Source organism: Paradesulfitobacterium ferrireducens, assembly GCF_017310645.1.
In the GTDB taxonomy this organism is placed as follows: Bacteria; Bacillota; Desulfitobacteriia; order Desulfitobacteriales; family Desulfitobacteriaceae; genus Paradesulfitobacterium; species Paradesulfitobacterium ferrireducens.
On sequence record NZ_JAFLRH010000017.1, the window covers coordinates 245,081 to 269,766 of the forward strand.

Genomic DNA, 24,686 nt, shown 5'->3' on the forward strand with positions numbered 1-24,686 from the left:
TCAGAATATATACCGCAAATATTGTGTCTCCGAATACTGACTCCTGCCCTGTAACATGCCGGCAAGCTACCTTGCCCGCTCACCACGCGCCGGAGCTGCTCGCTTGTCGACTCGCTACCGCGCCAAACCTTTGGGTAATACCTGGAGTGAACCGTGGCGCGGCTTCACGCTTCGTCGACTGCGCTCACGACGCTCCTCTGCTCTACGGTTCGCTCCGCAAGGTAGCTTGCCTGTTACATTCATCAGTGGTGCTGCGTAGCAGCATGGAAGTCTGACTACTGGCTCCTGAATTCTCACAAAAAGCGTTCTAAAAAAAATTGGTCAAAATACATAAGGAAAATTCAAGAGGGGAAAATAGAGTCAGTCAACCGAATCTCGACAAAAGGAGTTGAGCAAATTTATGAAGCGGTTTCTGACTTTTTTATTAATAAGTACCCTCTTGGTCGCTTTGGCCTTAACGGGTTGTACCAATGTCCCAGCTCCTACGCCGCCACAACCGCCTCAACAAACGTCTGAGGCCGGCCAGCCGCCGCAGGCTGAAGCGGAAACCCGCGAGGATGTGCTTGGCCCGGAAAAAAGAATCGTCATGGGATTTTACACAGACCCAGAGGGACCGATTCCCGGATCTAAAGAATCTTTGGTTAAGAATATTAAGCTGTTGGATGAAGTGGCGTTTTTCTGGTACACATTTGACAATTCCGGTAAGGTTATTCCAACCGGGAAACGTGATTTAAGCGTAAAAGATTTTGCTCAAAAAAACGGGGCTAAGGCCTATGCCTTGGTGCATAATATGCGCGGAGGTACCTTTGACGCCAACTTAGCTCATAAGGTTCTGGCAGATTCCGGGACGAGAGCAACGTTTGTCAATAACCTGGTCAATTTAACCATGAATGAGAAGTGGGACGGGATTTCAGTCGATATCGAGAAGGCTCCTCCCGGAGACCGCAATAACTTCTCCGCCTTCGTGGCTGAGCTGCAGAAAGCGTTAAAGGCCAAAGATAAAGTATTAAACATTTCGATACCGGCCAAGTATACCGATTATCCTTCCGACCTTTGGTCCGGTGCCTATGATTATGCCGCTATCGGCAAAGCCGCCGACCAAATCATCCTGATGACTTATGATGAACACGGGATGGGCACCACTCAAGGACCGATTGCTTCTCATGCTTGGGTGAACCGGGTAATCAATTTTGCCATCGGCAAGATTCCCCGGGAGAAGATCGTGATGGGCTTGCCGGTTTACGCGTTCGACTGGGGCTCCAATAAACCCGAACTTCCGGCTTATCTTTCCTATCCTCAAAGTGTGGCCCAGGCTAAGAAGCAGGGAGTGGAAGTCCTGTTTGATGAGGAGAACAAAGTTCCGCACTATTCCTACACAGCGAGCGGTGTTCGCCATGAGGTTTACCTTGAAAATGCTAAGAGCTTGCAGCCGAAAATGGAGTATGCCCGTCAGCATAAACTCCACGGGGTAGCCATCTGGCGTCTCGGCATGGAAGATCCCGATATTTGGGATAGCCTGATTAAGACCTACGGCACCAATCGCAACAAACAATAGCTAGAGTACTCAGGAGTCGGAATTCAGAAGTCAGTAGATTTCAGAAACAAATCCTGGGAATTGATTGGCAGGCTTGCAAGGCTTCCTTTGCGGGCCTGTCTCTTTTTCACCGTGAAAGATTAATTTATGTTTTGTATATTGCTCGGGTTTTGGTTAAGATAGAAAAGAACAAAACACAGAACAAAGAATATTTAAGTGTGCAAAGAATATTTTAGTGAGCTTAGGTGTGAATTGAGATGTTCAAAGAATTGATTGTGGTTGAGGGGAAAAACGATGCTCAGGCGGTGAGACGGGCTCTGGGCGATGTGGATGTGATCTGGACGGAGGGCTTTGGCCTGACGGCAGATAAACTCTCTTATATTGCTGCGATGGCCCAGCGCCAGGGAGTGATTGTTTTTACTGATCCGGACACAGTGGGTGAACAAATACGGGAAAAAATCAGACGCATGGTTCCTTCCGCTAAACATGTCTATCTGACCAAAGCAAAGGCCAGCAGGAACGGGGATATTGGGGTGGAAAATGCGGAGCCGGAAGAAATCAGGCGGGTGTTTGCCAATGTCCGGAATGAAAGGGATGAACGACAGAATCAGTGCCCGGTTGATCTAAAGGGGAATGAAGAGTTGTTTCGTTATGAGGATTTATATTCAGCGGGTCTGGCAGGGCAGTCCGATTCGCAAGCGAAAAGATCGGCCTTAGGGCGGATTTTAGGAATTGGGGAAGGGAATGCCAAACAGTTTCTCCACCGTTTGAACCGTTTTGGTATAAGCCGGGAAGAATTTTGGGATAAGCTTCAACTCCTAAAATAAAGGGAAGCAAAGGGACGGTTCCTCTGCTTCCTCAGGCATGAAATGCCTTTTACGAAACGGGAATAAGAAGTGAGAGCCGGTGTGGAAGCGGGATAGAGCGGAGGAATGGTTTCATGGAAAACGCAGCAGGGTATACTAAGCGGCTGCTCAATCAAGGAGTCCGGGCCCGCAAGAGCCTGGGACAGAACTTTTTAATTGATGACGGGGTTATACATAATATCATCCGCTTTAGCGGGCTTAAACCGGGTGAGCCTGTGGTTGAGATCGGGGCGGGACTCGGCGTACTGACCCGGGTGTTGGCCCCGCACGTGAAGCGTTTATGGGCGGTGGAGCTGGAAGAGGAAAAGGTTGAGCTTCTTAAACGCGAGTTAAGAGAGCTCCCTGTAACCATCGTTCAAGGAGACGCACTGGAGCTTGACTTGCACTCCCTTTGGAAGGGGGAGCGCGGGGTTCTTATCGGCAATTTGCCTTATTACATCACAAGTCCTTTATTGATGCATTTTCTCGGCCAAAGTGAAAGCCTCAGGCAAATGGTTGTGATGGTTCAGAAAGAGGTGGCAGACCGCCTTGGAGCGGCCCCGGGGAGTAAAGAGTACGGGGTTTTATCGGTGGCGGTTCAATTGGCAGCGGAGGTGGAAACGCTCTTTAATGTGCCTCCGCAAGCCTTCCGGCCTCAGCCCAAGGTAACTTCCGCGGTTGTCCGTTTGAGGCTCAGGCCTTATCCGGGTTTGACGGTTGACCAAGGTCAATTGATGCGCATCGTCAAGGCGGCTTTCAGCCAACGGCGCAAAACAGTGGGAAATTCTTTGAGCGCGGGCTTGGGTTTGGACAGAAACAAAGGACGGGAATTGTTGGAATTAGCCGGCATTAATGAACAAAGGCGGGCTGAGACTCTGAGTATTGGGGAATTTCAAGAGCTAACGAAGGCTTGGCAAACAAAGAACTAACTAAACAAATAAGAACTAACTAAATGCAACTAATTCATATTGACTAAATGAAAAAACAGGCTTAAAATGACATTAGCTTGTGCACAAGTGTGGAGGTAAAGATGAGCTCAAATCCTTCCCTCACGGTTGAAGAAGCAGCCGAGTTGTTAAAAATTTCTAAATACACACTTTATGAGTTAATCAAGAAAGGGGAAATCCCTGCTCAGCGGGTGGGCCGCCAGCTCCGGCTTGACCGGGAAGTGCTTGAACATTATCTGAGGGGCTCAAGGAGTAATTATCAAGCCTTAAGTATTGCCTCAGGTCAGAGAGACGTGCGCAGCAGCGGAGCAGCGCCAGGGGTTCGCTTTACCGGGAGTCATGACCCGGTGGTCGAACTTCTGCTGGAATTCGGTTCGCATGCAGCCTTAGACCTGTCTACTTCCTTTGTCGGCAGCATGGAAGGATTGATTGAACTTTATAAAGGACAGGCGGACATCGCAGGGGTTCACCTGTGGGATGACAATACGGAAACGTACAATCTTCCGTTTGTGAAGTATCTCTTGCCTGGGGAAGAGGTGACGGTTGTTAACCTGGTGCAGCGGGTACAAGGCTGGATTGTGCCTTCCGGGAATCCCCTGGGGCTTAAATCCTGGGAAGATCTCGGGCGTAAAGGAGTCCGCCTTGTCAACCGGCAAAGGGGTTCAGGCACCCGCCTGAGGCTGGATTCCTATGTGCACAAGGCCAAACTGAATCCGTCGGCAATCCTCGGCTACGGTCTGGAGGAGAGTACCCACTACGGAGTGGCCTACCGGGTGGCTGCGGGTGAAGCCGACGCCGGAATTGGAGTGCAGGCAGCAGCTGACAGATTGGGGCTTGAGTTTATACCCCTATTTAATGAACGGTATGACTTGGTGAGCTGCTCCCCGTTTACAGGCACTGAGGAATGGCGGCATATACTGGATATCTTAAACTCCGCTGTTTTTCAGAAAGCCGTCCAAAGGCTGGTCGGATATGATACTTCCCTTACGGGGAAAATTATGAATTTATAGAAGAGGGGATAAAGATGCGGAAAACTTTCCGTAAACATGGAATGTGGACCATTCTTATCATACTTATGACTGCGCTTGTGCTCAGTGGGTGCGGCACTGCCGGGAACCAGGGCGGGAGCCAGACAGGCAGCCAGAGTGAGCCTAGCGCCCAACCTCCGAAGCCGGCAAACCCGGACTTGATTCTCGCGACCACTACCAGTACCGTGGACAGCGGTCTCTTGGATGTGCTGGTTCCGGAATTTGAGAAAAAGACCGGGTATAAAGTAAAGACGATTCCGAACGGCACCGGGGCTGCACTGAAAATGGGTGAGGATGGTAATGCCGATGTACTCTTGGTGCATGCTCCGGCTTCAGAGAAGAAACTGGTGGATAATCAAACCGCAATTAATTATCAGCTTGTGATGCACAATGACTTTATTATTGTTGGTCCGGCGAATGACCCCGCCGGAGTAAAAGCTACGAAAACGTCAGCTGACGCGTTCAAAGCGATTGCAGCCAAACAAGCGATTTTCGTTTCCCGCGGGGATGATTCCGGAACGGACAAGAAAGAAAAAGACCTGTGGAAAGCTGCTAAAATAACTCCTTCCGGGGCTTGGTACCAGGAGAGCGGAAGCGGCATGGGTCAGACTTTGAATATAGCTTCCGAAAAGAACGGATACACTTTAACAGACCGGGCCACCTTTTTAGCGAATAAGAAAAACCTGAAACTTGAGATCGTGCTTGAAGGGGAAGCATCCCTGCTCAATATCTACCATGTGATGCAGGTAAATCCCGAAAAATTCCCGAAAGTAAACAAGGACGGGGCCAAAGCCTTTGTTGATTTTATGGTTAGTCCTGAGACCCAGAAACTAATCGGGGAATTCGGCAAGGATAAGTTCGGGCAGTCTTTGTTCTTCCCGGATGCCGGTAAGAAAGATTCTGATATAGGAAAAGCAGCCTAAATCGAAGTTCTAATGACGAGGGGAGTCGTTCGGGTTTGGATCTTATCTGGCAGGGAATTCTCGAAGCCGTTCGGCTCATTGTCACCGGCGACCGGGAAATTCTCGATGTAACCTTGCGCACCCTGCAGATTTCAGGAAGTGCTACACTGATCAGCCTAATTATAGGGGTTCCGCTTGGGACCCTTTTGGCTTTATCCGAGTTTCGGGGACGCCGGTTTATCTTAAGTATCTTGAATACGGCCATGGGTCTGCCTCCGGTGGTGGTAGGGCTGTGGGTCTCGATTTTCCTGTGGCGTTCCGGACCGTTTGGTTTTCTGAACTTAATCTATACTCCGGTGGCTTTAGTGATTGCGCAGGCTATCATTGCCAGCCCGGTGGTAATCGGCTTGACCAGCGCCGCCATCCAGCAGACGGATCCCAAATTGAGGCTGCTGATCAAGGCTTTGGGGACTACTAGGATACAATTCTTGTGGCTGCTCTTGAAAGAGGTGCGTTTTTCCCTCTTGGCTGCGGTCATCGCCGGGTTCGGGGCTGTGGTGTCCGAAGTCGGGGCTTCGATGATGGTGGGCGGAAATATTAAGGGGTCGACCCGGGTGCTTACGACTGCTACCGTGCTCGAAGTTTCTAAAGGAAACTTTGAAATTGCCATTGCGCTAACGATTATACTGTCTTTGCTTGCGTATGCCGTGACCCTTTGGCTCACTCTCTTGCAACAGCGACAGCATGAAGGGAAATAGCAGTCTCTGACTTGGGATTATTGTAAGCGGTTGATTTTAGCACTATGGAAATAATGGGATGACGAAATATTCGGAGGGCAAATAAGTTGTTGAGAGCGGAAAACATAACCTGGGAACAAGGCGGGAAAACCATCCTGAAGGGCATCTCGCTTCACTTGAAACAGGGGGAGTGGGCGGGACTGGCCGGGCCGAACGGGGCCGGAAAAAGCAGTTTGCTTAAAATCCTGGCTTTTTTGGAGCAGCCGACCGGCGGACGCCTCTTTTTTCAAGGGGAACTGATTGAAGGGAGGATGCCATTAGCTTTACGCCGCCACCTGGCAGTGGTCTTCCAGGATTCCCTCCTGCTCAATACCAGTGTTTATGAGAATGTGGCTGTTGGCTTGAAGATCCGCTCTTTACCCAAGGCGGTGATCAAGGAACGGGTGGAAACCTGGCTTGAGCGTTTTGGAGTGCTCCAGCTTCTGAAACAGCCGGCCCGGTCTCTTTCCGGTGGGGAGGCTCAGCGGGTGAACCTGGCCCGGGCTTTTGCGCTTGAGCCGGATGTACTCTTTCTGGATGAGCCGTTTTCCGCTCTGGATGCGCCCACCAAGGCCCACCTGTTGCAGGACCTGGCCGACGCTTCTAAGGAGAGCGGGGTTTCGGCCCTCATGGTCAGTCATGATTTCCGGGAGCTTGCCCGTTTAACCCAACGCACCTTAATTATTAAAGACGGAACGACTATTGCAGAGCTTCCCTCGGCTAAACTCCTTTCGGATTATTCCAGGGCTGCTGCCGCAGACAAGAATACTGTGAGACACAACGTCTTCGACATAGAAGGTTTCCAGAATTTACACGAAGTTTTCTCGCCGATATGGGAGGAATTTTAAACGAAACGTCGAAATAATCAAACTCAGGGTGCTTATGGCATACACTATGGGGTAGAGGTATCGTAGGCCGGTAGGAAGAAGCACTCTCAAATAACAGGAAAAGTAGAATGGGAGGACGGAAGCATGCGATTTGTATTACTGGGGATTTTTATTGCTGTTTTGGTCGTGAGCGGTCTCTTGACCATGCGGAAAAACAACACCGTTCAGAGTTTTTTCCTAGGAGACCGGGGCATCGGTCCATGGTTTTCCGCTTTCGCTTACGGAACCACGTATTTTTCAGCAGTCATCTTCATCGGTTACGCGGGTAAAGTCGGCTGGGGTTTCGGACTCTCTGCCTTGTGGATTGTCGCAGGCAATACCTTGGTGGGAAGTCTCCTGGCCTGGAAGATTTTAGCCCGGCGTACGAGAGAGATGACTGTTCGTTTAAATGCAATGACCATGCCGGAATTTTTAGGAGCACGCTATCAGGATCAGGGACTAAAAATATTCAGTGCCTTGGTTATCTTTATTTTCCTGGTTCCGTATTCCGCCTCGGTCTATATGGGCCTCAGCTACCTGTTTGAGCAAGTGTTCCAGATTCCTTATACGTATGCCCTAGTCTTCATGGCCTTACTGACAGCGGTTTATCTGGTTCTCGGGGGTTACCGGGCCGTAGCGCTCACGGATTTTATCCAGGGCATGGTCATGGTGGCCGGTGTCGGAATTCTTCTTTACTATATTATCGGCAATCCTCACGTTGGAGGGCTAACCAATGCTGTGAGCAAACTGACAGCGATTAATCCCGGCTTTGTAGCCCCGGTAGGCCCTCCGGGATGGCTTCCGCTCTTTTCCTTGGTAGCCTTAACCAGTATCGGACCCTGGGGCTTGCCGCAAATGGTGCAGAAGTACTATGCCTTGAAAGATGAACGGTCGATTCGCCCGGCGATGATTATTTCTACCTTATTTGCTTTGATTGTCACCTTCGGCGCCTATTTTACCGGCTCTCTATCCCGGCTTTTCTTTGACAAGCTGCCGGTTGATCCGGCCACCGGAGTAGGTACGCCTGACCTGTTAATGCCGCAGATCCTGTCCACGGCTTTGCCGGAATTGGGTGTGACCATGATTTTCCTGCTGGTGCTGTCGGCTTCCATGTCAACTCTGGCTTCCCTCGTCCTCGTTTCAAGCTCGACCCTGGCGGTTGACATGATTCAGGGCTGGCTCAAGCCGGATATGAGCGAACGCTCAGGGGTTAGGCTGATGCGCCTCTTGGTGGTTTTGTTTATCGCTTTATCCTTGGTAGTAGCCATGGTAAAACCGGCCTTTATTCTCACTTTAATGGCTTTGTCCTGGGGCACGGTTGCCGGCTTCTTTCTGGCCCCGTATCTTTACGGCCTCTTTTGGCAGGGTACGACCAAAGCCGGAGCCTGGGCCGGAGGGTTGTCAGGGCTTATCGTTTCCCTCGGTTTATCCGTTTATTATAAGATGGATGCAGGGCTCATTCCTCTGATTGGAGTTTTAGCCATGCTTATTCCATTAGCGGTTGTTCCTTTGGTCAGTTTGATGACCAGGCCTTTGCCTTCAGCTCACCTTGAGCCATTGTTTAATAAGAACTTCAGTACGGAACTCAGCTCAAAGGCATGGTCGTCGTCACAGGATCAGAAAGCATATGATGTGTGAGATAAAAGGCGGGCATGCCCGCCTTTTATGCTTAGTGTGCGCCACGAGTAGAAATCCTTGAGTAGAGAGTATCCCCATGGTATAATCTGGTTACTAAGAGCGAATCGGAGGTGCCAGCTGTGGGAGAACCGGCTCAAGAAAAAGATGATCAATACACCTATGGCGATTACTTGCAGTGGGATGACGGGAAACGCTGGGAACTGATTGACGGCAAAGCGGTGGCCATGACTCCCGCCCCGTCCCGGTTGCACCAGGAAATTGTTATGGAATTAGGGAGACAGTTTGCCAATTATCTCTTAGGCAGAACGTGCAAAGTGTATACATCCCCGTTCGATGTGCGCTTGCCTTTGGAGGGAGAAAGCGCAGAAGAAACGAAAAATGTCGTGCAGCCTGATCTGGTGCTTGTGTGTGATCCTAGGAAATTAGATGAGAAGGGTTGTCAGGGTGCCCCTGATTTAGTGATAGAAATTTTGTCCCCAGAGACTGCCAAATATGATTTAAGTGTTAAACTTAGACTATACGAGCAGGCTGGAATTGGGGAATATTGGATTATTCATCCGATGGAAGGAACCCTGCTGGCATTTCACTTAAAACAGGGGGAATATGGAAAGCCAAAAGTGTATGCTTACCCGGATAGGGTTCCCGTTAAGGCGCTGCCGGAGTTTACCCTGGATTTGAGCACAGTTTTCCTGGGAAACAAGTAGAGCGGTCAAAGACGGTGAACCCATTATTGCATAAAAACAAATTTGTATAAAAGAAGCCCTTGGCTTGCCGGTTTGTTTGGTAAGCCAAGGGCTTCTTCGACGTTAGTCTTTCTTTTTCTCCACTTTCGGGATGCCAAGGAGAGGAGCGGAGTGGTCGCGGCCGGTGTAGAAGTTGTACCAGGATGAAGTCTGGTACAGATCCCAGTTAGCCGGCGGGAGCCGGTAAGAGTCGAGTTGGGACTCTTCCCCGTATTTCTTCAGGCGGGCATAAGCTCTAACCCAAACACACTGCTTCTCGTTGGGGTAGACTTCACACCAGCCGTTATAACTGCCGCCGCAAGCTCCATTGCGCTGGTTTTTCGGGCACTGGGACATGGGGCAGAGATACCCTAGATCAAGCAGGGCGCAGTCACCACAGTCTTTACAGTCATAGAGCGCAACTTTCATGAGATGTTCAAAACCATGGTGTCGTGGATTAGATTTGCCGGAATAAATATTACGCATCATCGGGAAGAGATTTTTTCCCGGGGTAAAAATCATTGAATGCATAAAGCGGCTGAACGCTATGCCCGCACCTGCAGGAGCATCGAGCGGACGGCCTTTGCGGTTGGCCGGACGGTCACTGTTGAGGCCGGTTTTCTCGTCTTTCTCGAAATAGTAGAAGCCGTTCGGCTGCGGGTAGTCGAATTCAGGCACCAAATCCATCCAGTTCTTGCTCAGTTCTTCCCCTTTTTCGATGATATACTCCACTTGCTCGTACTTAATGTTGTGGCCGCCGATGTGGACGCCGGCAAAGCCCATGCCTTTCATGAAGGCATACATCTTGGCGGCGCGTAGCAGACGGGCCTCTACTCCTTTATCCGGAGCATTCTTCTCCTGCTCGAGTTCGGCCAGGAGTTTGTCCGTCACCACGCAGCCGGGAAGCAGATTTTGGTTCATGATCTTGGCTGCGCCGTACGGCAGGATATAAATGTTGCCTACGATCGGGACATTAATATTATTGGCTTTGGCAAACTGCAATACTTCATGGAACTTGCGGGCGTCATATCCCAGCTGGGTTACGATAAACTGGGCGCCGGCCTGCACTTTCTTCTTCATCTTAAAATATTGAACCATGAGTTCCGCTTCCGTGGCTTTGAACGGAGAAACGGCAGCTCCGGCGAAGAAGTCGCTCGGCTGATGGAAGGTGGAACCTTTCGGTCCCGGAATCTCCAGGCCTTTATTCATGTTCCCAATGAGTTCCAGTGCATGCGTGGGGTCAAGGTCGAATACCGGCTTGGGGCGTCCCTTGAAGCCGGATACGGTATAGTCACCGGTCATGACCAAGAGGTTGCGCACTCCTGCCCGGTCCAAAGCATAGAGCTGGCTTTCCATTTGGTTGCGGTTTTTGTCTTTGCAAGTGAAGTGGACCAATGGCTCGATGCCGAGCTTGAGAATTTCCATGCCCAGGTAATCTGCCAGCATCGCCGGGTTGCCTCCTGGGTTATCTGTAATTGTCAGCGCATGGACTTTCCCGCCCTTAGCAGCTTGTTCGGCAGCGGCCAGTGCGCTTTCCTGAGCTTTTTCCCGGGCTCCTCTGCCCGGAACCAGTTCCCAGGTTACGGATAAGGTATTCTTATCCAGTAGGGATTCTTTAAATCGGTTTTCCATACCCTTCTCCACCTGTCCTCTCTAGATAATAAATAGATTAATTAAGAATAAATGGAAAATAATATAAAAATTAAGGCCCAACTTGTCCATTCAAACTTCATTTTATCACATTTTTCTCTGAATTTGTTAAAGTGTTGAAATTTTTTCTTGAATAATATACTTAGCGTCATCAAAAAGCCATTCCTTGCATGAAAGAAGGAAATGGCTTTTTGAATTCGTTACTTTTTTAAAGGTGTGCTGGGAATAATCAGATGCTGCTCATAGAACCGGTTTTCCGCGGCTACGGCTTCTTCCCATTGTTCCAGAAGGTCAAAGCGCCGTTCCGGGTGGTAGCCCAGGAGTTCGTGCCTGCCGAGAGAACGGGTGACAGGTTTGTTCTGAGCCAGGGCCAGACCCATTACACAGTCCCCGATAATGGTCTCCGTGATCAGGCGGGCATGGCGGCGGTGCTTGCGCGGAGAGCGCAGCTCCTCATGGCGGATGGAGGTGCCTACTTTGATTTTTAAGTTGCTTTGTTTGGCTGAGACCAAACTCATGGGAGGGATGGCGAGCGCAATCGCGGGAATGGTGTGGAGGGCCTTGCCGGATAGGGCATGGGGGCCATGGGTTGGCATTGCCAAGCCTAGGGTTTTTAGGAGATCAAGTTCCCGGTTGAGGCGCAAGCGGAATTTAAGCACAAGATTGGTTAGTTTGGCGCGGTTGGTGATATAGGGGTAGCAGTTGGTTAAGGCCATATCCGCTCCGTCCTGGAGGGCCTGAAGCAGGTGTTCTAAATTGGTGTAAATATTACCGGACATATCCCCGTCAACGAAGACAACCCCTTCTGCCCCAAGATGACGGGCATAGACCGCACCGATTGCCCGCGGGATGTCGATACCCAGGGACTGGGCGAAGTAAATGATATGGATGCGGGGATCCGGAATGGAGCGGATCAGCTCCAAGGTTCGGTCACTGCATCCATTAAGAACGGGGATAATGCAACCTACCGGCAGGCGCAGGACATTGGCAAGGACGGCCAAGATGCTCTTTTCTTCATTCTGCGCAGGAATAACCGCGGTGAACATCAGTTGACCTCCTTGTTCAGATATTTAGTTAGGATTGAACACCGATTCAATAATAATATATGCCAATTCCGCTCAGACGACATAGATTAGAGCAAAGGGGGGAAATGGTATGTTTCAAGAAGGAGATATTGTGGCCCGCCGCTCCCACCGCCAGGATATATACTTCCGGATTATCCGGGTGGAGACGAGTCTGAACGGGGAGCGCTATGCGGTGCTGAAGGGGATTAACCTGCGTCTGCTGGCGGACGCGCCTTTAACCGACCTGGTAAGCAAAAGCATGCTTGATGTAGCCCATTACCAGCGCCGGGATTCACGCGAGATTTACCAGAAATTGAACCTGGTGGTACACCAACGCAAAGTAAACCAGCAAGAGCAGGGGGAGTATTTTGAGGTTCCGGGGCGGGTGGTGCATTTGGACGGAGATGAAGAATACTTAAGCCAGTGCTTAAAAACGTATAAACAGTTGGGACTTGAGGCCAAGGGAATATGTAAATCGGAAACGGAACAGCCTAACGTGATTTATCAGATTTTAAAGGAAAATCCCACGGATATTTTGGTGCTGACGGGACACGACGGGCTTTTAAGCGGAAAAAAGGATTTTAAGAGTCTCGACAGTTATCGCAGTTCCCGGAATTTTGTGGAATCAGTACAGGAGGCTCGTCGCTTTCAGCCTAATAAAGATGCCCTGGTTATCTTTGCCGGGGCTTGCCAGTCTAACTATGAGGCAATCCTGGAGGCCGGGGCCAACTTTGCTTCATCTCCCAAGCGGATGCTGATTCATGCCTTTGATCCGGTGTTTATTGTGGAGCGGATTGCGTTTACTCCGATTGACCGGATGGTGTCGCTCAAAGAAATTATTAACCACACCATCACGGGCACGGATGGTGTTGGCGGAATCGAGACCCGGGGACAGCTGCGGCGCGGGTACCCGCGAAGTCCGTACTGACCGGGAGTCAGGTGTCAGAAGGGGGGAGAGGAGTTAGGAGCGGGTAAATATTAGAAAAACTCGGCTGGCGCCTAGTCTTGACGAAGGCGGCTGCCCTAGTTTTTCTTATGCACCTTCGAAGTTAGCTTTCTGATATGAGAAAAAACCCGGGGGTGGGCTTTGGGCTCGGGGAAGGGCCGTTGCGTTCCACCTTCCGGGTTTTTATTTGAAAGAGTTCCGTTAGGGTTCAATGATGACCGGGGTGCCGACTTCGACATTGCGGAAGAGTTCTTCAACATGGTAGTTGTACATGCGGATGCACCCTTTGGAGATTGCTTTGCCGATGCTTGAGGGGTCGCTGGTGCCGTGGATGCCGTAGCCAGGCTTGGACAGGCCCAGCCAGCGGCTGCCGAATACTCCACCCGGATCCAGCCTTTTTTCAGCGATGGAAAAGCGTCCAACCGGGGTTGGAGTGCTTGCTTTGCCGACGGCAATCGGAAAGCGGCGTAAGAGTACATTTCCTTCGTAGAGCTCGAGCTGGCGGCGGTCTTTATGAATTCGAATCAGGCGGGAAGACATCTAAACCCCCTCCCCTGTATTTCATTTTCTATCTATGATATGACACGGAAATGAAATATGTAGGTTGTTTGCATAATCTCAGCCCTTTTGCGCTGAAACTAATGGCATTGGAGGGATCGATTTTGAGTGAACATATTGAAGGCAAGCTGATGATTATCGGGGGAGCTGAGGATAAAGAGGGAGAGTGCCGCATTCTCAGGCATTTTGTGGCGGAGGCCGGAGGGCGGGAGAGCCGGATCACAGTGCTGACTGCAGCAACGGAATACCCGCGACAGGTCGGGGCGCAATATGAACAGCTTTTTTCGCGCCTGGGAGCGAAAGAGGTTGATGTACTTGATGTCTGCGACCGCAGCCAGGCTAACTCCGAGGGGTTAGTGCAGCAGTTAAACAAGGCTACAGGCGTATTCTTTACCGGAGGAGACCAGTTAAGGATTACCGGTTTGCTCGGAGGCACCTTGGCCGGGAGAGCCCTGCACCGCCTCTATGAACGGGGAGTTATCATCGCCGGCACCAGTGCGGGTGCATCCGTGATGTCGGATACGATGATCGTGGGCGGGGAGGCCGGAACCCCGAAAAAAGACACCATTACCATGGCCCCGGGGCTAGGCCTGATCAGGGCTGTCGTGATTGACCAGCATTTCGCGCAGAGGGGGCGAATCGGCAGGCTTTTGGCTTCCGTGGCCCAGAATCCCTACGTGCTCGGAGTAGGGATTGATGAAGATACCGCAATCCTAGTGACTGAAAATGGGGAATTTACAGTTGTCGGGAGCCAGACGGTGACAGTCGTGGATGCTTCCCCTTCAGCATCAACCAATGTTTCCGAATCTTCTCCCGGGCAGCCGTTAGTGCTAAGTCCGGTATTTATGCATGTTTTGTCAGAAGGATACCGTTTTGATCTCAAACGCCGGGTGTCCTTGCTGAATACATAAAGCGAAAAAGGTTAAAATAATAGAGGTGTGGTTGAAAGGAGGACTTAAACTTCGATGGAGATAAAACAAGTCCAGGCGATCGAGGGGGCTAATGTCTATAGTTATCGTCCGGTCATACGGGCGGTGATAGACCTCCAGGAATGGACGGAGGTCATGACCAATACCCTCGGAGATTTTAATCAACGCCTGGTGAGTTGTTTACCGACCCTGGCAGAGCATTACTGTGCACGCGGACGAGTGGGCGGTTTTTTGGAGCGCCTTCAGGAAGGGACGTTACTGGGCCACACGCTCGAACATATGACGATTGAGTTGTTGACTCTGGCAGGACAGCATATTCGATATGGCAAGACAATGGCCTTGCCGGAGCAGCCAGGCCTCTATGAGATAATTTTTAACTATGAGTCACGGGAAGGAGCCATCGCGGCTTTTGAACAGGCCTTTAAGCTATTGCAGGAACTGCTTAAGGGCAAAAACATAGAACCGGAAGCAGTCGCGGAGATTGTAAGAGGGTTGAAGGAGATTATTGCTGATTATAGTTTAGGGGTTACGACCAAGTCTATTTTAGAAGCTTGTGAGGAGCGGGGGATACCGGTTCAGCGCCTTACAGGCGGAAGTTTACTGCAGCTTGGATATGGACGCTACCAACGGCGCCTGCAAGCGGCCATGACGGATCAGACCAGCTGCATCGGGGTCGATATCGCCTGCGATAAGGTTTTAACCAAGAAATTGCTAAGTGAAAGCGGTGTACCTGTCCCCTATGGAAGTGTCGTTTCCACTGAAGATGAAGCGGTTGAGGCGTTTCGCCTAATCGGAGATAAAGTTGTGGTAAAACCTTATGACGGCAACCAGGGCAAAGGGGTAAGCCTTCGATTGGAGAGTGAGTCCGAGGTCCGGGCCGCCTTTAAGCTGGCCCAAAATTTCGGACAAGATGTGATTGTGGAAAAATATATCCCCGGGCGTAATTACCGTTTGTTGGTGATCGGAGGAAAATTCATGGCGGCGGCAGAGCGTATCCCGGCCAGTGTTACCGGAGACGGTCACTCGACCATTGAAGAATTAGTCGAAAAAGCGAATCAGGATCCGGCGCGCGGGGATGACCATGAAAAGGCATTGACTAAAATCAAGCTGGACGCAGTCGTACACTTGACTTTGGCTCAGAAGAAGCTGACGCTGGCATCGATTCCGCGTAAGGGTGAGGCCGTAAGCTTACGGGACAGTGCCAATCTTAGCACAGGAGGCATTGCGGAGGATGTTACCTCAATGGTTCATCCGGATAATGCGGATTTGGCCGAATACGCGGCCAAGGTCATTGGGCTTGATATAGCCGGAGTAGACTTAGTGATTGAGGATATTGGGAAATCATACCGGGAACAATGCTGTAAAATCATCGAAGTCAATGCGGCTCCCGGAATCCGGATGCACCAGTTTCCCGCTTTGGGACAGCCGCGGAATATCGGAAAAAGGATTGTTGAGCAGGTTATGCCCACGGGTAATGGCCGGATTCCTATTGTCGCAATTACAGGGACCAATGGTAAAACGACTACCACCCGCCTTATTGGAAAGATGCTCTTAGATCAGGATATCGCCGTAGGGATGACTACTACGGATGGGATATATGTGAAAGGCAAGCTCCTAGTAGAAGGGGATACAACCGGACCGGAAAGTACTCGCATTATTTTAAGGCATCCGGAGGTTCAAGCGGCGGTCTTAGAAACGGCCCGCGGCGGTATCCTGCGTTCCGGCCTCGGGTATGACTATGCGGATGTGGCGGTCATTACGAACGTCTCTGCGGATCACTTAGGTCAGTATGGGGTGGAGACCATAGAAGATGTCGCCCATGTTAAAAGTTTAGTGGCAGAGGTTGTGAAACCGCACAGTTATGTGGTGCTCAATGCCGATGATCCGTATGTTGTCCAAATGGCACACCGCACCCGGGGGAAAGTGATTTATTTTAGCGTGGAGAAGGATAACCTCCATGTGCGCAAGCACCTGGCCCGGGGCGGGGTCGCTGTGTTTGTGCGGCGGGGGCATATCTTAATGTGTCAAGGTTCAGCAGAATATAAGATTTGTTCGGTCAGGCAAATTCCGATTACTTGGGAGGGGAGAGCCAGACACAATGTGGAGAATGCTTTGGCAGCTGTAGCCGCGGGCTGGGCCTTGGGTCTAAGCACGGACGCTTTGCGCGAATCTCTGATGGGCTTTTACTCTGACGAAAAACACAACCGGGGACGCTTAAATTTTTACCGTTTAGGCGGAGTTAAAGTCGTCATAGACTACGGCCACAACCCGAAAGGAATCGAGGAGGTAGCTCTAACCCTCAAGAAATTTAAAGGGCGTTCCTTGGTAGGATGTATTACCGTACCTGGAGACCGGCCTGAACAAACAGTGAGGGAGGTGGCCAGAGTGGCGGCCAAAGGCTTTAAGCGCCTGATTATCCGGGAAGATGAGGATTTGAGGGGCCGCCAGCCGGGGGAAATTGCTGGGATCCTCTTTGAGGAAGCAGTGGCCGCAGGGATGCCTCCTCAAAAAATCTCGGTCGTACTTAATGAGAGAGAGGCTTTTTGCTACGGTTTGGATAGTTGCCGTCCCGGGGATATCTTTGTGATGTTTTACGAACATCTTGACCCGATAGAAGAAGAGATTAGGCTGAGACAGGAGCGCGAGCAATCTGAATTCCTAACTCTGGACGAGGTGGTTGCCTCAGTGACCTAAGATTACGGCTTAGGTAAGCTAAACAGTACAAAACGGTATAGGGTAAGGGAAAAGGGGGAGAATCGGTAAACGATGAAATCGGGTCTTCCCCTTCGTCTTGTTAATGGGTATAATAGGAGGAAATATAAGCTTAATGTTCGGAAAGGGCCGGGTTTATGTCTGAGCTTTTTAAAGAAACGTTCGCGTATGCCAAGATTAATCTGGCCTTAGCGATAAACGGTTTGCGTGCGGACGGTTACCATGACGTCCAAAGTGTGATGCAATCCATCTCGCTTTATGATGTGGTAAGGGTTGGGCGTACGGGAAATGAACTTATTTGCCGCTGCGGTGCTTTGAGTGGGTCTCAGAATTTAGCTTACCGGGCGGCGGAGAAGTTTCAGCAGAGGATTGGAGAGCGAGATGGCATCAAGATTGAAATAGAGAAGAACATTCCGGTTGAAGCCGGTCTGGCCGGGGGAAGCAGTGATGCGGCCGCAGTTCTGCGCCTGCTAAATGAACTTTATAGGTTCCCTTTGGCTGATCAAGAATTGAGAGAGCTTGCAGGAAGCATCGGGGCAGATGTGGCATTCTGTCTGGATGGGGGGACGATGTGGGCGACAGGAAGAGGGAATATCTTAGAGGAACTTCCCCCTGCTCCCTTAATGGAGTTAGTCGTGGCCAAACCCTCAACCGGAGTGAATACCAAAGAAGCCTATCACTGTTTTGACCGGGAAGGTACGCCAAGCAGTCTTGAGCGGGAGGTTTGGGCAAAGGCTTTAAGCGGTAGCAATCCGGTGCAAATCGCCTCCCTCCTCACCAATGATCTTGAAGAGATCTCCATCCGGATGGTTCCGGAAATTGGAGAGATAAAAAGGATTATGCTTCATAACGGCTGTTATGGTGCTTTGATGTCCGGGAGCGGGTCGGCGGTTTTCGGCTTAGCGCACGGGAAGGAGTCTGCCCTGGCCATAGCCCGGGAATTAAAAGCCCAAGGATACAGCCAAGTTTGGACAGCCTCTACAGGGAGTATGAAATGATAATGTATTTTTCAACTATGATATGGAAGGGAGCCTTAAATGATGGAACGAAGATTGGTTCCGGTTACTCTTGACAGCTATAAACCCTTAAGGGAGATTGTATTCGAAGCCATGCGGGAGGCGATCATCAGCGGAGTTTTAAAACCGGGCGAAAGGCTGATGGAGATTCAATTAGCGGAAGAAATGGGAGTCAGCCGCACACCGGTGCGGGAAGCCATCCGCAAGCTTGAGCTGGAAGGCTTTGTGGTGATGATCCCGCGTAAAGGAGCCTACGTGGCCGGGGTCTCTCACAAAGATGTAGCAGATGTATTTGAGATCCGGGCAGCGCTTGAGGGTTTGGCCGCAGGCCTGGCGGCTGAACGGGTTACAGAAGATGAGATCGAGCAAATGGAGCGGGTGCTCTTTTATAAAGAAGGAGAAGAGCGGGATTTAGAGATGATTGTGAAATCTGATACGGATTTTCATGCCCTGGTGTATAAAGCCAGCCGCAATCAGAGACTGGTCCAGATCCTGGAGAATTTAAGAGAACAGATTCAGCGTTTCCGGGCCACCTCTCTGGCCGTTCCGGGCCGGGTCAGGGATGCGTTGGAAGAACACCGGGCCATAGTGGAGGCTTTAGCGAATCATGATGTGGAGAAGGCCCAGGAATTAGCGAACTCGCATATTGTCACAGCTGAGAATGTAATGTTTGAAGCCTTGCGTACCCAAGCCCTGGAAGGGAAAGAATAAGGGTATGACTGCGGAGAAAGTCAAACGGGCGGAGCGCATGGTTGCGATTACCCAGGTGTTGATGGCAAAACCAAATGTAATCGTCCCACTGAATACTCTGGCGGAACGCTTTGGGACGGCGAAGTCCACGATTAGTGAGGATTTGCTTTCGGTAAGGGAAAGTCTGCGCCTGTCCCAGCAAGGCCGGTTAGAGACGCTGCCTGGAGCAGCCGGGGGAGTACGGTATGTTCCGGAGATATCAAAGAATGAGGCAGAGCGTGTTCTGCAAGAGCTGGCTGAAGAACTTAGCCGGCCGGAACGAATCGTGGCCGGGGTCTTTTTATATATGACAGATTTACTCTTTAACCCGGCAGTACTTCGGCCCTTGGGGCTTATCTTTGCCGGGGCGTTCCGCAAGGATAAGCCGGATGTGGTTGTAACGGTGGAAACAAAAGGAATACCCTTGGCTTTAGTTACGTCCGAAGCTTTGGGGGTGCCGATGGTGGTAGCCCGTCACGGGAATAAAGTAACGGAAGGGTCTTCTGTCAGCATCAATTATCTGTCCGGTTCCTCAGGTAGAATACAGACCATGTCCCTTTCGCGCCGGGCGCTGGAACCTGGGACCAGAGCTCTTCTCATTGATGACTTCATGAAGGCGGGGAGTACTGCCCGCGGACTGATTAATCTGATGGCAGAGTTTGAAGCGACCGTGGTTGGAACCGGAGTTTTAATGGAGACGGCCTTTAGGCATGAACCTAAATTAGTCGAAAATTATTTAGCGTTGTTAAGATTGGAAGAATTTGATCCTTTAAGTGTGCGGCCCGCTTTTATTTGAATAAAGCCAATTTGATTAAATAAAGTCAATTTGAACGGTTTTAACAGAGCAAATATCTAAGAATTTCCGGCGCAATCCTGAAATCTTGCATGTTTGCTTTAATTTATTAAAAATTTTTCCGAAAGAGGCAGGATTTTTTTACCAAGCGGAGAATATAGTATCAATACCGTACACAAGACCGGCGTTAAAGCTCTGAGGCAAGGGGAAGGGTGGTGAGCATATGATGAATATTACCGATGTACGGGTCAGGAAAGTCAATGTGGAAGGCAAGATGAAAGCTGTGGTGTCGGTGACTTTTGACAATGCGTTTGTCGTGCATGATGTTAAGGTTGTCGAGGGTACCAATGGCCTCTTTGTTGCCATGCCCAGCCGCAAAACACCGGAAGGCGAATTTCGTGACATAGCCCACCCCATTTCCGCTGCTGCCCGTGAAGTCATCCAAACGGCAGTACTCAAAGCTTATCAGGAAGCAATTTAATGCTGGAAGACAAAGACTGAAAGGAGGCCCTGGTGGGTCTCCTTTTTCGGCTATGTAAAAAGAGGAAATTTGATATAAATTGACGAATAAATAAATTTCGGGTATAAAAATATCATTGAGGTTAAACTAAAATGGAGGGAAAGAAGATTATGCCTGTTTGGGCGTCGGTCGTCATGGCTGCAGGAAAAGGGTCCCGGATGAAATCCAAGCTTCCTAAAGTCCTGCATAAACTAGCGGGGAAACCTCTGATTGAGCATGTCTTAGATGCAATCACCGGCCTGGGTATTGAAAGGCCCTTAGTCATTCTAGGCCATGGCCGGGAATTAGTCGAAGAGAAGATTGGTTCCCGGGTGCAGGTTGTGATGCAAGCTGAGCAACTCGGAACCGGACATGCCTTAATGCAGGCCTTACCATATCTCAAAGGCGTGGACAATGTCCTGGTGTTAAGCGGGGATCAGCCCCTGCTGCAGGCAGAAACTCTGCAGGCTCTCTGGCGTCTGCATGAGGCGGAGGACTCAAGTGCCACGGTTTTGACCGCGATGCTTCACGATCCTTGTGGTTATGGCCGTGTTATTAAAGATAAGAACCAATTGCTTAAAATCGTTGAAGAAAAAGATGCGACCGTTGAGGAACGGCGCATTCAAGAAATTAACACAGGAACTTATTGCTTTAAAGTCAATGCTTTGAAAGAAGCTTTAGCTCAGATAAAACCACAGAATGCCCAAGGAGAATACTATTTAACTGATGTTTTCTCACATTTCTTAGAGAAGGGCAAAAAAGTTTTAACTTTTCGTACGGACGATCCGATTGAAGCCATTGGAATAAACTCCCGCAGGCAGCTGGCTGAGGCAGAAGCCATTTTGAAAGACCGTATTTTACGTTATTGGATGGATGAAGGGGTCACGATTACTGATCCGGCCTCTACTTTTATTGAAGCAGGGGTGAAGTTGACACAAGATGTAACCCTGCTTCCGTTTACCATGCTGCGAGGAGCTACCCGGATTGAGGAAGATGCGGTGATTGGGCCGCATGTACTTCTGGATTCATGCACATGTCACCAAGGATGTCAAATCAGCCACACCGTTGCCCGGGATGCGGTTATTGGCCCGGCTTCTAATGTAGGTCCGTTTGCTTATTTGCGTCCGGGAACCCATTTGGAAGAAAAGGTAAAGGTCGGAGATTTTGTCGAGATTAAAAATAGTTTTATCGGCAAGGGGTCTAAAATCCCTCATTTGAGTTATATAGGGGATGCCAGTGTGGGTAACTCTGTCAATATCGGGGCGGGAACCATAACCTGTAATTACGACGGGGTTTCCAAACATTCGACCCGGATTGGGGATCAGGCCTTTATTGGGAGCAATACCAATTTAGTGGCTCCACTGGAAATTGGCGCAGGGGCAATGACCGGAGCCGGTTCAACGGTTACAAGAAACGTTCCGGACCATGCCCTGGTAGTGGAGCGCAGCCAGCAGGTTGTAAAGGAGAACTGGCAGAACCGAAGGAAAAAGTAGGGGGAAAAACGACAAATGGCAGCAAAAGAATTAAAGATCTTCTGTGGGAATGCCAACCGCGAGTTAACGGAGGAAATTGGGGAGTATCTCGGGATTCCCCTCGGAGAAGCCAAGGTCGGTCACTTCCGGGACGGGGAAATCGCCATTCAGATTAATGAGAGTGTGCGTGGAGCGGACGTCTTTGTGATTCAGCCCACATGCAACCCGGCCAATGACAACATCATGGAATTATTAATCCTGATAGACGGTCTAAGACGGGCGTCCGCCCGCCGCATTACTGCGGTCATGCCCTATTACGGGTATGCCCGTCAAGAACGCAAAGCAAGGGCGCGCGATCCGATCACGGCCAAGTTAATGGCGAACCTGATCACCACCGCAGGTGCTGACCGGGTTGTGACCATGGATCTTCATGCCCCGGCAATTCAAGGTTTCTTCGACATTCCGGTCGATCATCTTTTGGGAGTACCGATTTTGGCGGAGTATTTCCGGCAAAAAGAACTTTCGGATGTATGTGTCGTATCCCCTGACCTAGGGGGAGTCACCCGGGCGCGTAACTTTGCCGAGCGCATCGGAGCGTCCATCGCCATTATTGATAAGAGACGCCCGGAACCCAATGTCTCCGAAATCATGCATGTCATCGGAGATTTAGAGGGAAAAACCGTGGTGATGATTGACGATATTATTGATACTGCCGGCACAATTACCCAAGGGGCGCAGGCTCTTCTTGACCGCGGGGCCAAAGAGGTGTATGCCTGCTGTACCCACCCGGTTTTGTCCGGCCCGGCGATCGAGCGCCTGGAGAATTCTGTGCTCAAAGAAGTGGTTGTAACCAATACAATTCCCCTGACTCCCGAAAAGAGAATTGAGCGCATCAAGGTGCTGTCCGTGGCCCCCCTGCTCGGGGAAGCCATGGTCAGGATTCACGAGGATTTGTCGGTGAGCAAGCTCTTCAGTTAGACTTCTTTGATGTCTTTTTCTGGGGCATCCGTTGCTGGCTCTGGATCAGGGGCAGCATCGTTTGCGGAGTTTTCAGCACTTATCTGTTCTGGGTCTATATTCCCGGCAAGCATGACTTCATCGCTGAACTCAGTGTCGGCGGCGGTCATTTCGCCGGGATCAACGCTGGCTACTTCTTTTTTGTCCTTCTTGAAGTACTGGCTGACGTTTTGCGTGGTTTCGGAGGCAAAATGGGAAGTGGAGTGAATGATGTTTTTGAAGGTATCGCTCAGCCCCTTGTCTGAGACGATCAGGCCGCTTTCGCTTCCTTTTTGGGCTACGATGACATCATGACCGATCGTCACAAGCTGGTCGGCTTGCAGGCGGGCTTTGCCGTTAAGCAAGCCTTCAAGTTTTCCGCCGGATATTTCAATTTCTTTAACCTTTCCTGTTTCCGGTTCGATGTAATATTCATCTGCGATGCCCAAAACTTTACCGCTTTCCGTAACGATTTTTGTGCCGATAATGCTTAGCTTTTCTTTAATGAGAGTGAGGATTTCCGGGAGATTAGCCGGTTTTTCCACCTGACTGCTCTTATCGATCGTGATCGCATCATCTCCGACACTAACTACTTTGCTGTAGGGAATGATGCGCTGGTCCTTGAAAAAGCCTTTAGGATCGATCACCAGGGCTGCCAGTGATTTGGACTTGGGATCAAGGATTAGGCTTTTCACATATCCGATGTGTTGCCCCTCGTGCAGAGTAATGATGGGCAGGGAAAGGAATTTGCGGCTAGGCTTCAAGATTTACGCCCCCTTTAGACTTGATTGGTATCTTATAAACATGTATACTCTGTCCTTTGAAACTTATGCTCACATCGGGAGGTTGAGATGAAGGTTATTGCGGGCCTGGGGAATCCGGGCGCTGAATATGCGGCGACGCGTCATAATGTGGGCTTTATGCTGGCGGATTTGCTGGCAGGGGAAGGGAATTTGAGTTTCCGGCCGAAGTTTCAGGCGTTTGCGGCTGAGGGGAGTATTGAAGGGGAGCGGGTGCTGGTGCTCAAACCCCAGACTTTTATGAACTTAAGCGGACGGGCAATAAGGGAAGCGACAGGGTTTTATAAGGTCCCTTCCCAGGATGTCCTGATTGTGCATGACGATATGGATCTGGCTCTGGGCAGGCTGCGGCTGCGGGCTCAGGGGAGTGCGGGCGGACACAATGGTATACGCTCGGTGATTGCGGAATTGGGAACGGAGGAATTCTGGCGCCTGAAGCTGGGAGTAGACCGCCCGCCGGCAGAATGGGACCCCGCCCGCTATGTGCTTTCTCCTTTTAGCAAAGAAGAAATGCCTGTACTGAAAGAGATGCTGGAACGTGCGCATCAGGCCGCGCTTCTCTGGCTTAAAGGGGACGGGGTTAAAGCCATGAATTTGTATAACCGTTGAATCAGCTGAATTGTTAAGTCTGGGTATAGCCTCTACAACCTGGGGTAAACCTAAGGTTATGGAGGTGTTTTCATTTGTTGATGCTAAAAGTATGCCATGCCTGCGACAGTATTTTAGGAGAGATCGAACTCGATGACTTGACCGGGGAAGTGCCGGATTCTATAATGGATATCGTTGGGAATGTGGCCTATGCCCTGTGTCCAGACTGTATGCGCCAACTGGACGTAGAACCCGACAGGGTTCTGCATTAAATTCTGAGTAGTCAGGAGACAGGAGACAGGAGACAGGAGACAGAAGACAGAAGACGAATAAAGCAGCTTTATTATTCTGAGTACTGACTTCTGAATTCTGAGTACTGATCAAGTACTGACTTCTGAATTCTGAGTACTGATCAAGTACTGACTCCTGAATTCTGAGTACTGATCAAGTACTGACTCCTGAATTCTGAATACTTCTATAGTATCCAATATCGAACCATGACCAGGGGGTCCTTGCGGACGTTCGCTTTTTTGGCTTTTCAGGAAGTATCACTTTGAGGGCGCATAAGTGCAACTAAACAAGTGCGTTAGTCCTTCACGGACTAACGGGCTTTCGCCTGCGCCCTAAGGCTTGGCGTAAGCCAAGTTTTCTTTATGTTGCATTGGAGGATGAATTT

The 24,686-nt window shown here is 50.3% G+C and carries 24 protein-coding genes; 20 read left to right on the plus strand and 4 right to left on the minus strand.

The genetic code is table 11. From position 1 onward, the window contains the following. The first annotated feature begins 400 nt into the window (after positions 1 to 400). The 9 genes from J0X21_RS06465 to J0X21_RS06505 all read left to right on the plus strand — a co-directional run bounded on the left by J0X21_RS06465 (position 401) and on the right by J0X21_RS06505 (position 9,240). Positions 401 to 1,555, plus strand: a complete 1,155-nt coding sequence (locus tag J0X21_RS06465) for a glycosyl hydrolase family 18 protein (RefSeq protein ID WP_206811358.1) — start codon at positions 401 to 403, stop codon at positions 1,553 to 1,555. Positions 1,556 to 1,791: 236 nt separating this feature from the next. Then, positions 1,792 to 2,361 (plus strand): ribonuclease M5, encoded by a 570-nt coding sequence (rnmV, locus tag J0X21_RS06470; RefSeq protein ID WP_206811359.1) that lies wholly within the window; start codon positions 1,792 to 1,794, stop codon positions 2,359 to 2,361. 113 nt (positions 2,362 to 2,474) lie between these two features. Further along, a complete protein-coding gene (gene rsmA, locus J0X21_RS06475; protein WP_206811360.1) occupies positions 2,475 to 3,308 on the plus strand; it encodes a 16S rRNA (adenine(1518)-N(6)/adenine(1519)-N(6))-dimethyltransferase RsmA in 834 nt (277 codons plus the stop codon). Between the two features lie 101 nt (positions 3,309 to 3,409). Beyond that, positions 3,410 to 4,336 carry a substrate-binding domain-containing protein gene (locus J0X21_RS06480; RefSeq protein ID WP_206811361.1) on the plus strand — a complete coding sequence of 309 codons (927 nt, stop codon included), beginning with the start codon at positions 3,410 to 3,412 and terminating at the stop codon, positions 4,334 to 4,336. Between the two features lie 14 nt (positions 4,337 to 4,350). After that, the gene (locus tag J0X21_RS06485; protein WP_236006095.1) at positions 4,351 to 5,277 is read left to right on the plus strand and encodes a substrate-binding domain-containing protein; all 927 of its coding nucleotides are present in this window, start codon (positions 4,351 to 4,353) and stop codon (positions 5,275 to 5,277) included. Between the two features lie 35 nt (positions 5,278 to 5,312). Continuing rightward, positions 5,313 to 6,014 carry an ABC transporter permease gene (locus J0X21_RS06490; RefSeq protein WP_206811362.1) on the plus strand — a complete coding sequence of 234 codons (702 nt, stop codon included), beginning with the start codon at positions 5,313 to 5,315 and terminating at the stop codon, positions 6,012 to 6,014. An 86-nt stretch (positions 6,015 to 6,100) separates the two neighbouring features. Next, positions 6,101 to 6,880 carry an energy-coupling factor ABC transporter ATP-binding protein gene (locus J0X21_RS06495; protein ID WP_206811363.1) on the plus strand — a complete coding sequence of 260 codons (780 nt, stop codon included), beginning with the start codon at positions 6,101 to 6,103 and terminating at the stop codon, positions 6,878 to 6,880. 123 nt (positions 6,881 to 7,003) lie between these two features. Further along, complete coding sequence (locus tag J0X21_RS06500; protein ID WP_206811364.1) at positions 7,004 to 8,536, plus strand: sodium:solute symporter family protein; 1,533 nt, start codon at positions 7,004 to 7,006, stop codon at positions 8,534 to 8,536. Between the two features lie 119 nt (positions 8,537 to 8,655). After that, entirely contained in the window at positions 8,656 to 9,240 is a 585-nt protein-coding gene (locus J0X21_RS06505; RefSeq protein WP_206811365.1) for a Uma2 family endonuclease, read from the plus strand. Positions 9,241 to 9,342: 102 nt separating this feature from the next. On the opposite strand, the gene J0X21_RS06510 is transcribed toward J0X21_RS06505, so the two are convergent. Further along, positions 9,343 to 10,890 carry a methylenetetrahydrofolate reductase C-terminal domain-containing protein gene (locus tag J0X21_RS06510; protein ID WP_206811366.1) on the minus strand — a complete coding sequence of 516 codons (1,548 nt, stop codon included), beginning with the start codon at positions 10,888 to 10,890 and terminating at the stop codon, positions 9,343 to 9,345. A gap of 218 nt (positions 10,891 to 11,108) precedes the next feature. Beyond that, the gene (locus J0X21_RS06515; RefSeq protein ID WP_206811367.1) at positions 11,109 to 11,954 is read right to left on the minus strand and encodes a glycosyltransferase family 2 protein; all 846 of its coding nucleotides are present in this window, start codon (positions 11,952 to 11,954) and stop codon (positions 11,109 to 11,111) included. 109 nt (positions 11,955 to 12,063) lie between these two features. Here J0X21_RS06515 and yabG point away from each other — a divergent pair, with 109 nt between their 5' ends. Next, complete coding sequence (gene yabG, locus J0X21_RS06520; protein WP_206811368.1) at positions 12,064 to 12,900, plus strand: sporulation peptidase YabG; 837 nt, start codon at positions 12,064 to 12,066, stop codon at positions 12,898 to 12,900. A gap of 219 nt (positions 12,901 to 13,119) precedes the next feature. Here yabG and J0X21_RS06525 read toward each other — a convergent pair whose 3' ends face one another. Further along, positions 13,120 to 13,458: a L,D-transpeptidase gene (locus J0X21_RS06525; protein ID WP_206811369.1), complete on the minus strand. Its 339-nt coding sequence runs from the start codon at positions 13,456 to 13,458 to the stop codon at positions 13,120 to 13,122. A 101-nt stretch (positions 13,459 to 13,559) separates the two neighbouring features. On the opposite strand from J0X21_RS06525, the gene J0X21_RS06530 reads away from it, so the two are divergent. The 8 genes from J0X21_RS06530 (at position 13,560) to J0X21_RS06565 (ending at position 22,604) form a co-directional block, all read left to right on the plus strand. After that, positions 13,560 to 14,387 carry a cyanophycinase gene (locus J0X21_RS06530; RefSeq protein WP_407947631.1) on the plus strand — a complete coding sequence of 276 codons (828 nt, stop codon included), beginning with the start codon at positions 13,560 to 13,562 and terminating at the stop codon, positions 14,385 to 14,387. A gap of 54 nt (positions 14,388 to 14,441) precedes the next feature. Further along, complete coding sequence (gene cphA, locus J0X21_RS06535; RefSeq protein ID WP_206811371.1) at positions 14,442 to 17,099, plus strand: cyanophycin synthetase; 2,658 nt, start codon at positions 14,442 to 14,444, stop codon at positions 17,097 to 17,099. Between the two features lie 155 nt (positions 17,100 to 17,254). Then, positions 17,255 to 18,115: a 4-(cytidine 5'-diphospho)-2-C-methyl-D-erythritol kinase gene (gene ispE / locus J0X21_RS06540; protein WP_206811372.1), complete on the plus strand. Its 861-nt coding sequence runs from the start codon at positions 17,255 to 17,257 to the stop codon at positions 18,113 to 18,115. Between the two features lie 42 nt (positions 18,116 to 18,157). Beyond that, positions 18,158 to 18,844 (plus strand): GntR family transcriptional regulator, encoded by a 687-nt coding sequence (locus tag J0X21_RS06545; protein WP_206811373.1) that lies wholly within the window; start codon positions 18,158 to 18,160, stop codon positions 18,842 to 18,844. A 4-nt stretch (positions 18,845 to 18,848) separates the two neighbouring features. Further along, complete coding sequence (gene purR / locus J0X21_RS06550) at positions 18,849 to 19,658, plus strand: pur operon repressor (RefSeq protein WP_206811374.1); 810 nt, start codon at positions 18,849 to 18,851, stop codon at positions 19,656 to 19,658. A 223-nt stretch (positions 19,659 to 19,881) separates the two neighbouring features. Further along, a complete protein-coding gene (gene spoVG, locus J0X21_RS06555) occupies positions 19,882 to 20,136 on the plus strand; it encodes a septation regulator SpoVG (RefSeq protein ID WP_206811425.1) in 255 nt (84 codons plus the stop codon). Positions 20,137 to 20,285: 149 nt separating this feature from the next. Then, the gene (gene glmU / locus J0X21_RS06560) at positions 20,286 to 21,647 is read left to right on the plus strand and encodes a bifunctional UDP-N-acetylglucosamine diphosphorylase/glucosamine-1-phosphate N-acetyltransferase GlmU (RefSeq protein ID WP_206811375.1); all 1,362 of its coding nucleotides are present in this window, start codon (positions 20,286 to 20,288) and stop codon (positions 21,645 to 21,647) included. Between the two features lie 15 nt (positions 21,648 to 21,662). Then, positions 21,663 to 22,604, plus strand: coding sequence for a ribose-phosphate diphosphokinase (locus J0X21_RS06565; protein WP_206811376.1), 942 nt, complete (start codon positions 21,663 to 21,665; stop codon positions 22,602 to 22,604). Here the strand turns inward: J0X21_RS06565 and J0X21_RS06570 are convergent. After that, positions 22,601 to 23,386 (minus strand): PRC-barrel domain-containing protein, encoded by a 786-nt coding sequence (locus J0X21_RS06570; RefSeq protein ID WP_206811377.1) that lies wholly within the window; start codon positions 23,384 to 23,386, stop codon positions 22,601 to 22,603. The two genes, J0X21_RS06565 and J0X21_RS06570, sit on opposite strands and share 4 nt — an antisense overlap. Before the next feature lie 87 nt (positions 23,387 to 23,473). On the opposite strand from J0X21_RS06570, the gene pth reads away from it, so the two are divergent. Beyond that, on the plus strand, positions 23,474 to 24,031 hold the full coding sequence (gene pth / locus J0X21_RS06575) for an aminoacyl-tRNA hydrolase (protein WP_206811378.1): 558 nt from the start codon (positions 23,474 to 23,476) through the stop codon (positions 24,029 to 24,031). 74 nt (positions 24,032 to 24,105) lie between these two features. Further along, positions 24,106 to 24,282: a hypothetical protein gene (locus J0X21_RS06580; RefSeq protein WP_206811379.1), complete on the plus strand. Its 177-nt coding sequence runs from the start codon at positions 24,106 to 24,108 to the stop codon at positions 24,280 to 24,282. The last annotated feature ends 404 nt before the right edge of the window (positions 24,283 to 24,686 follow it).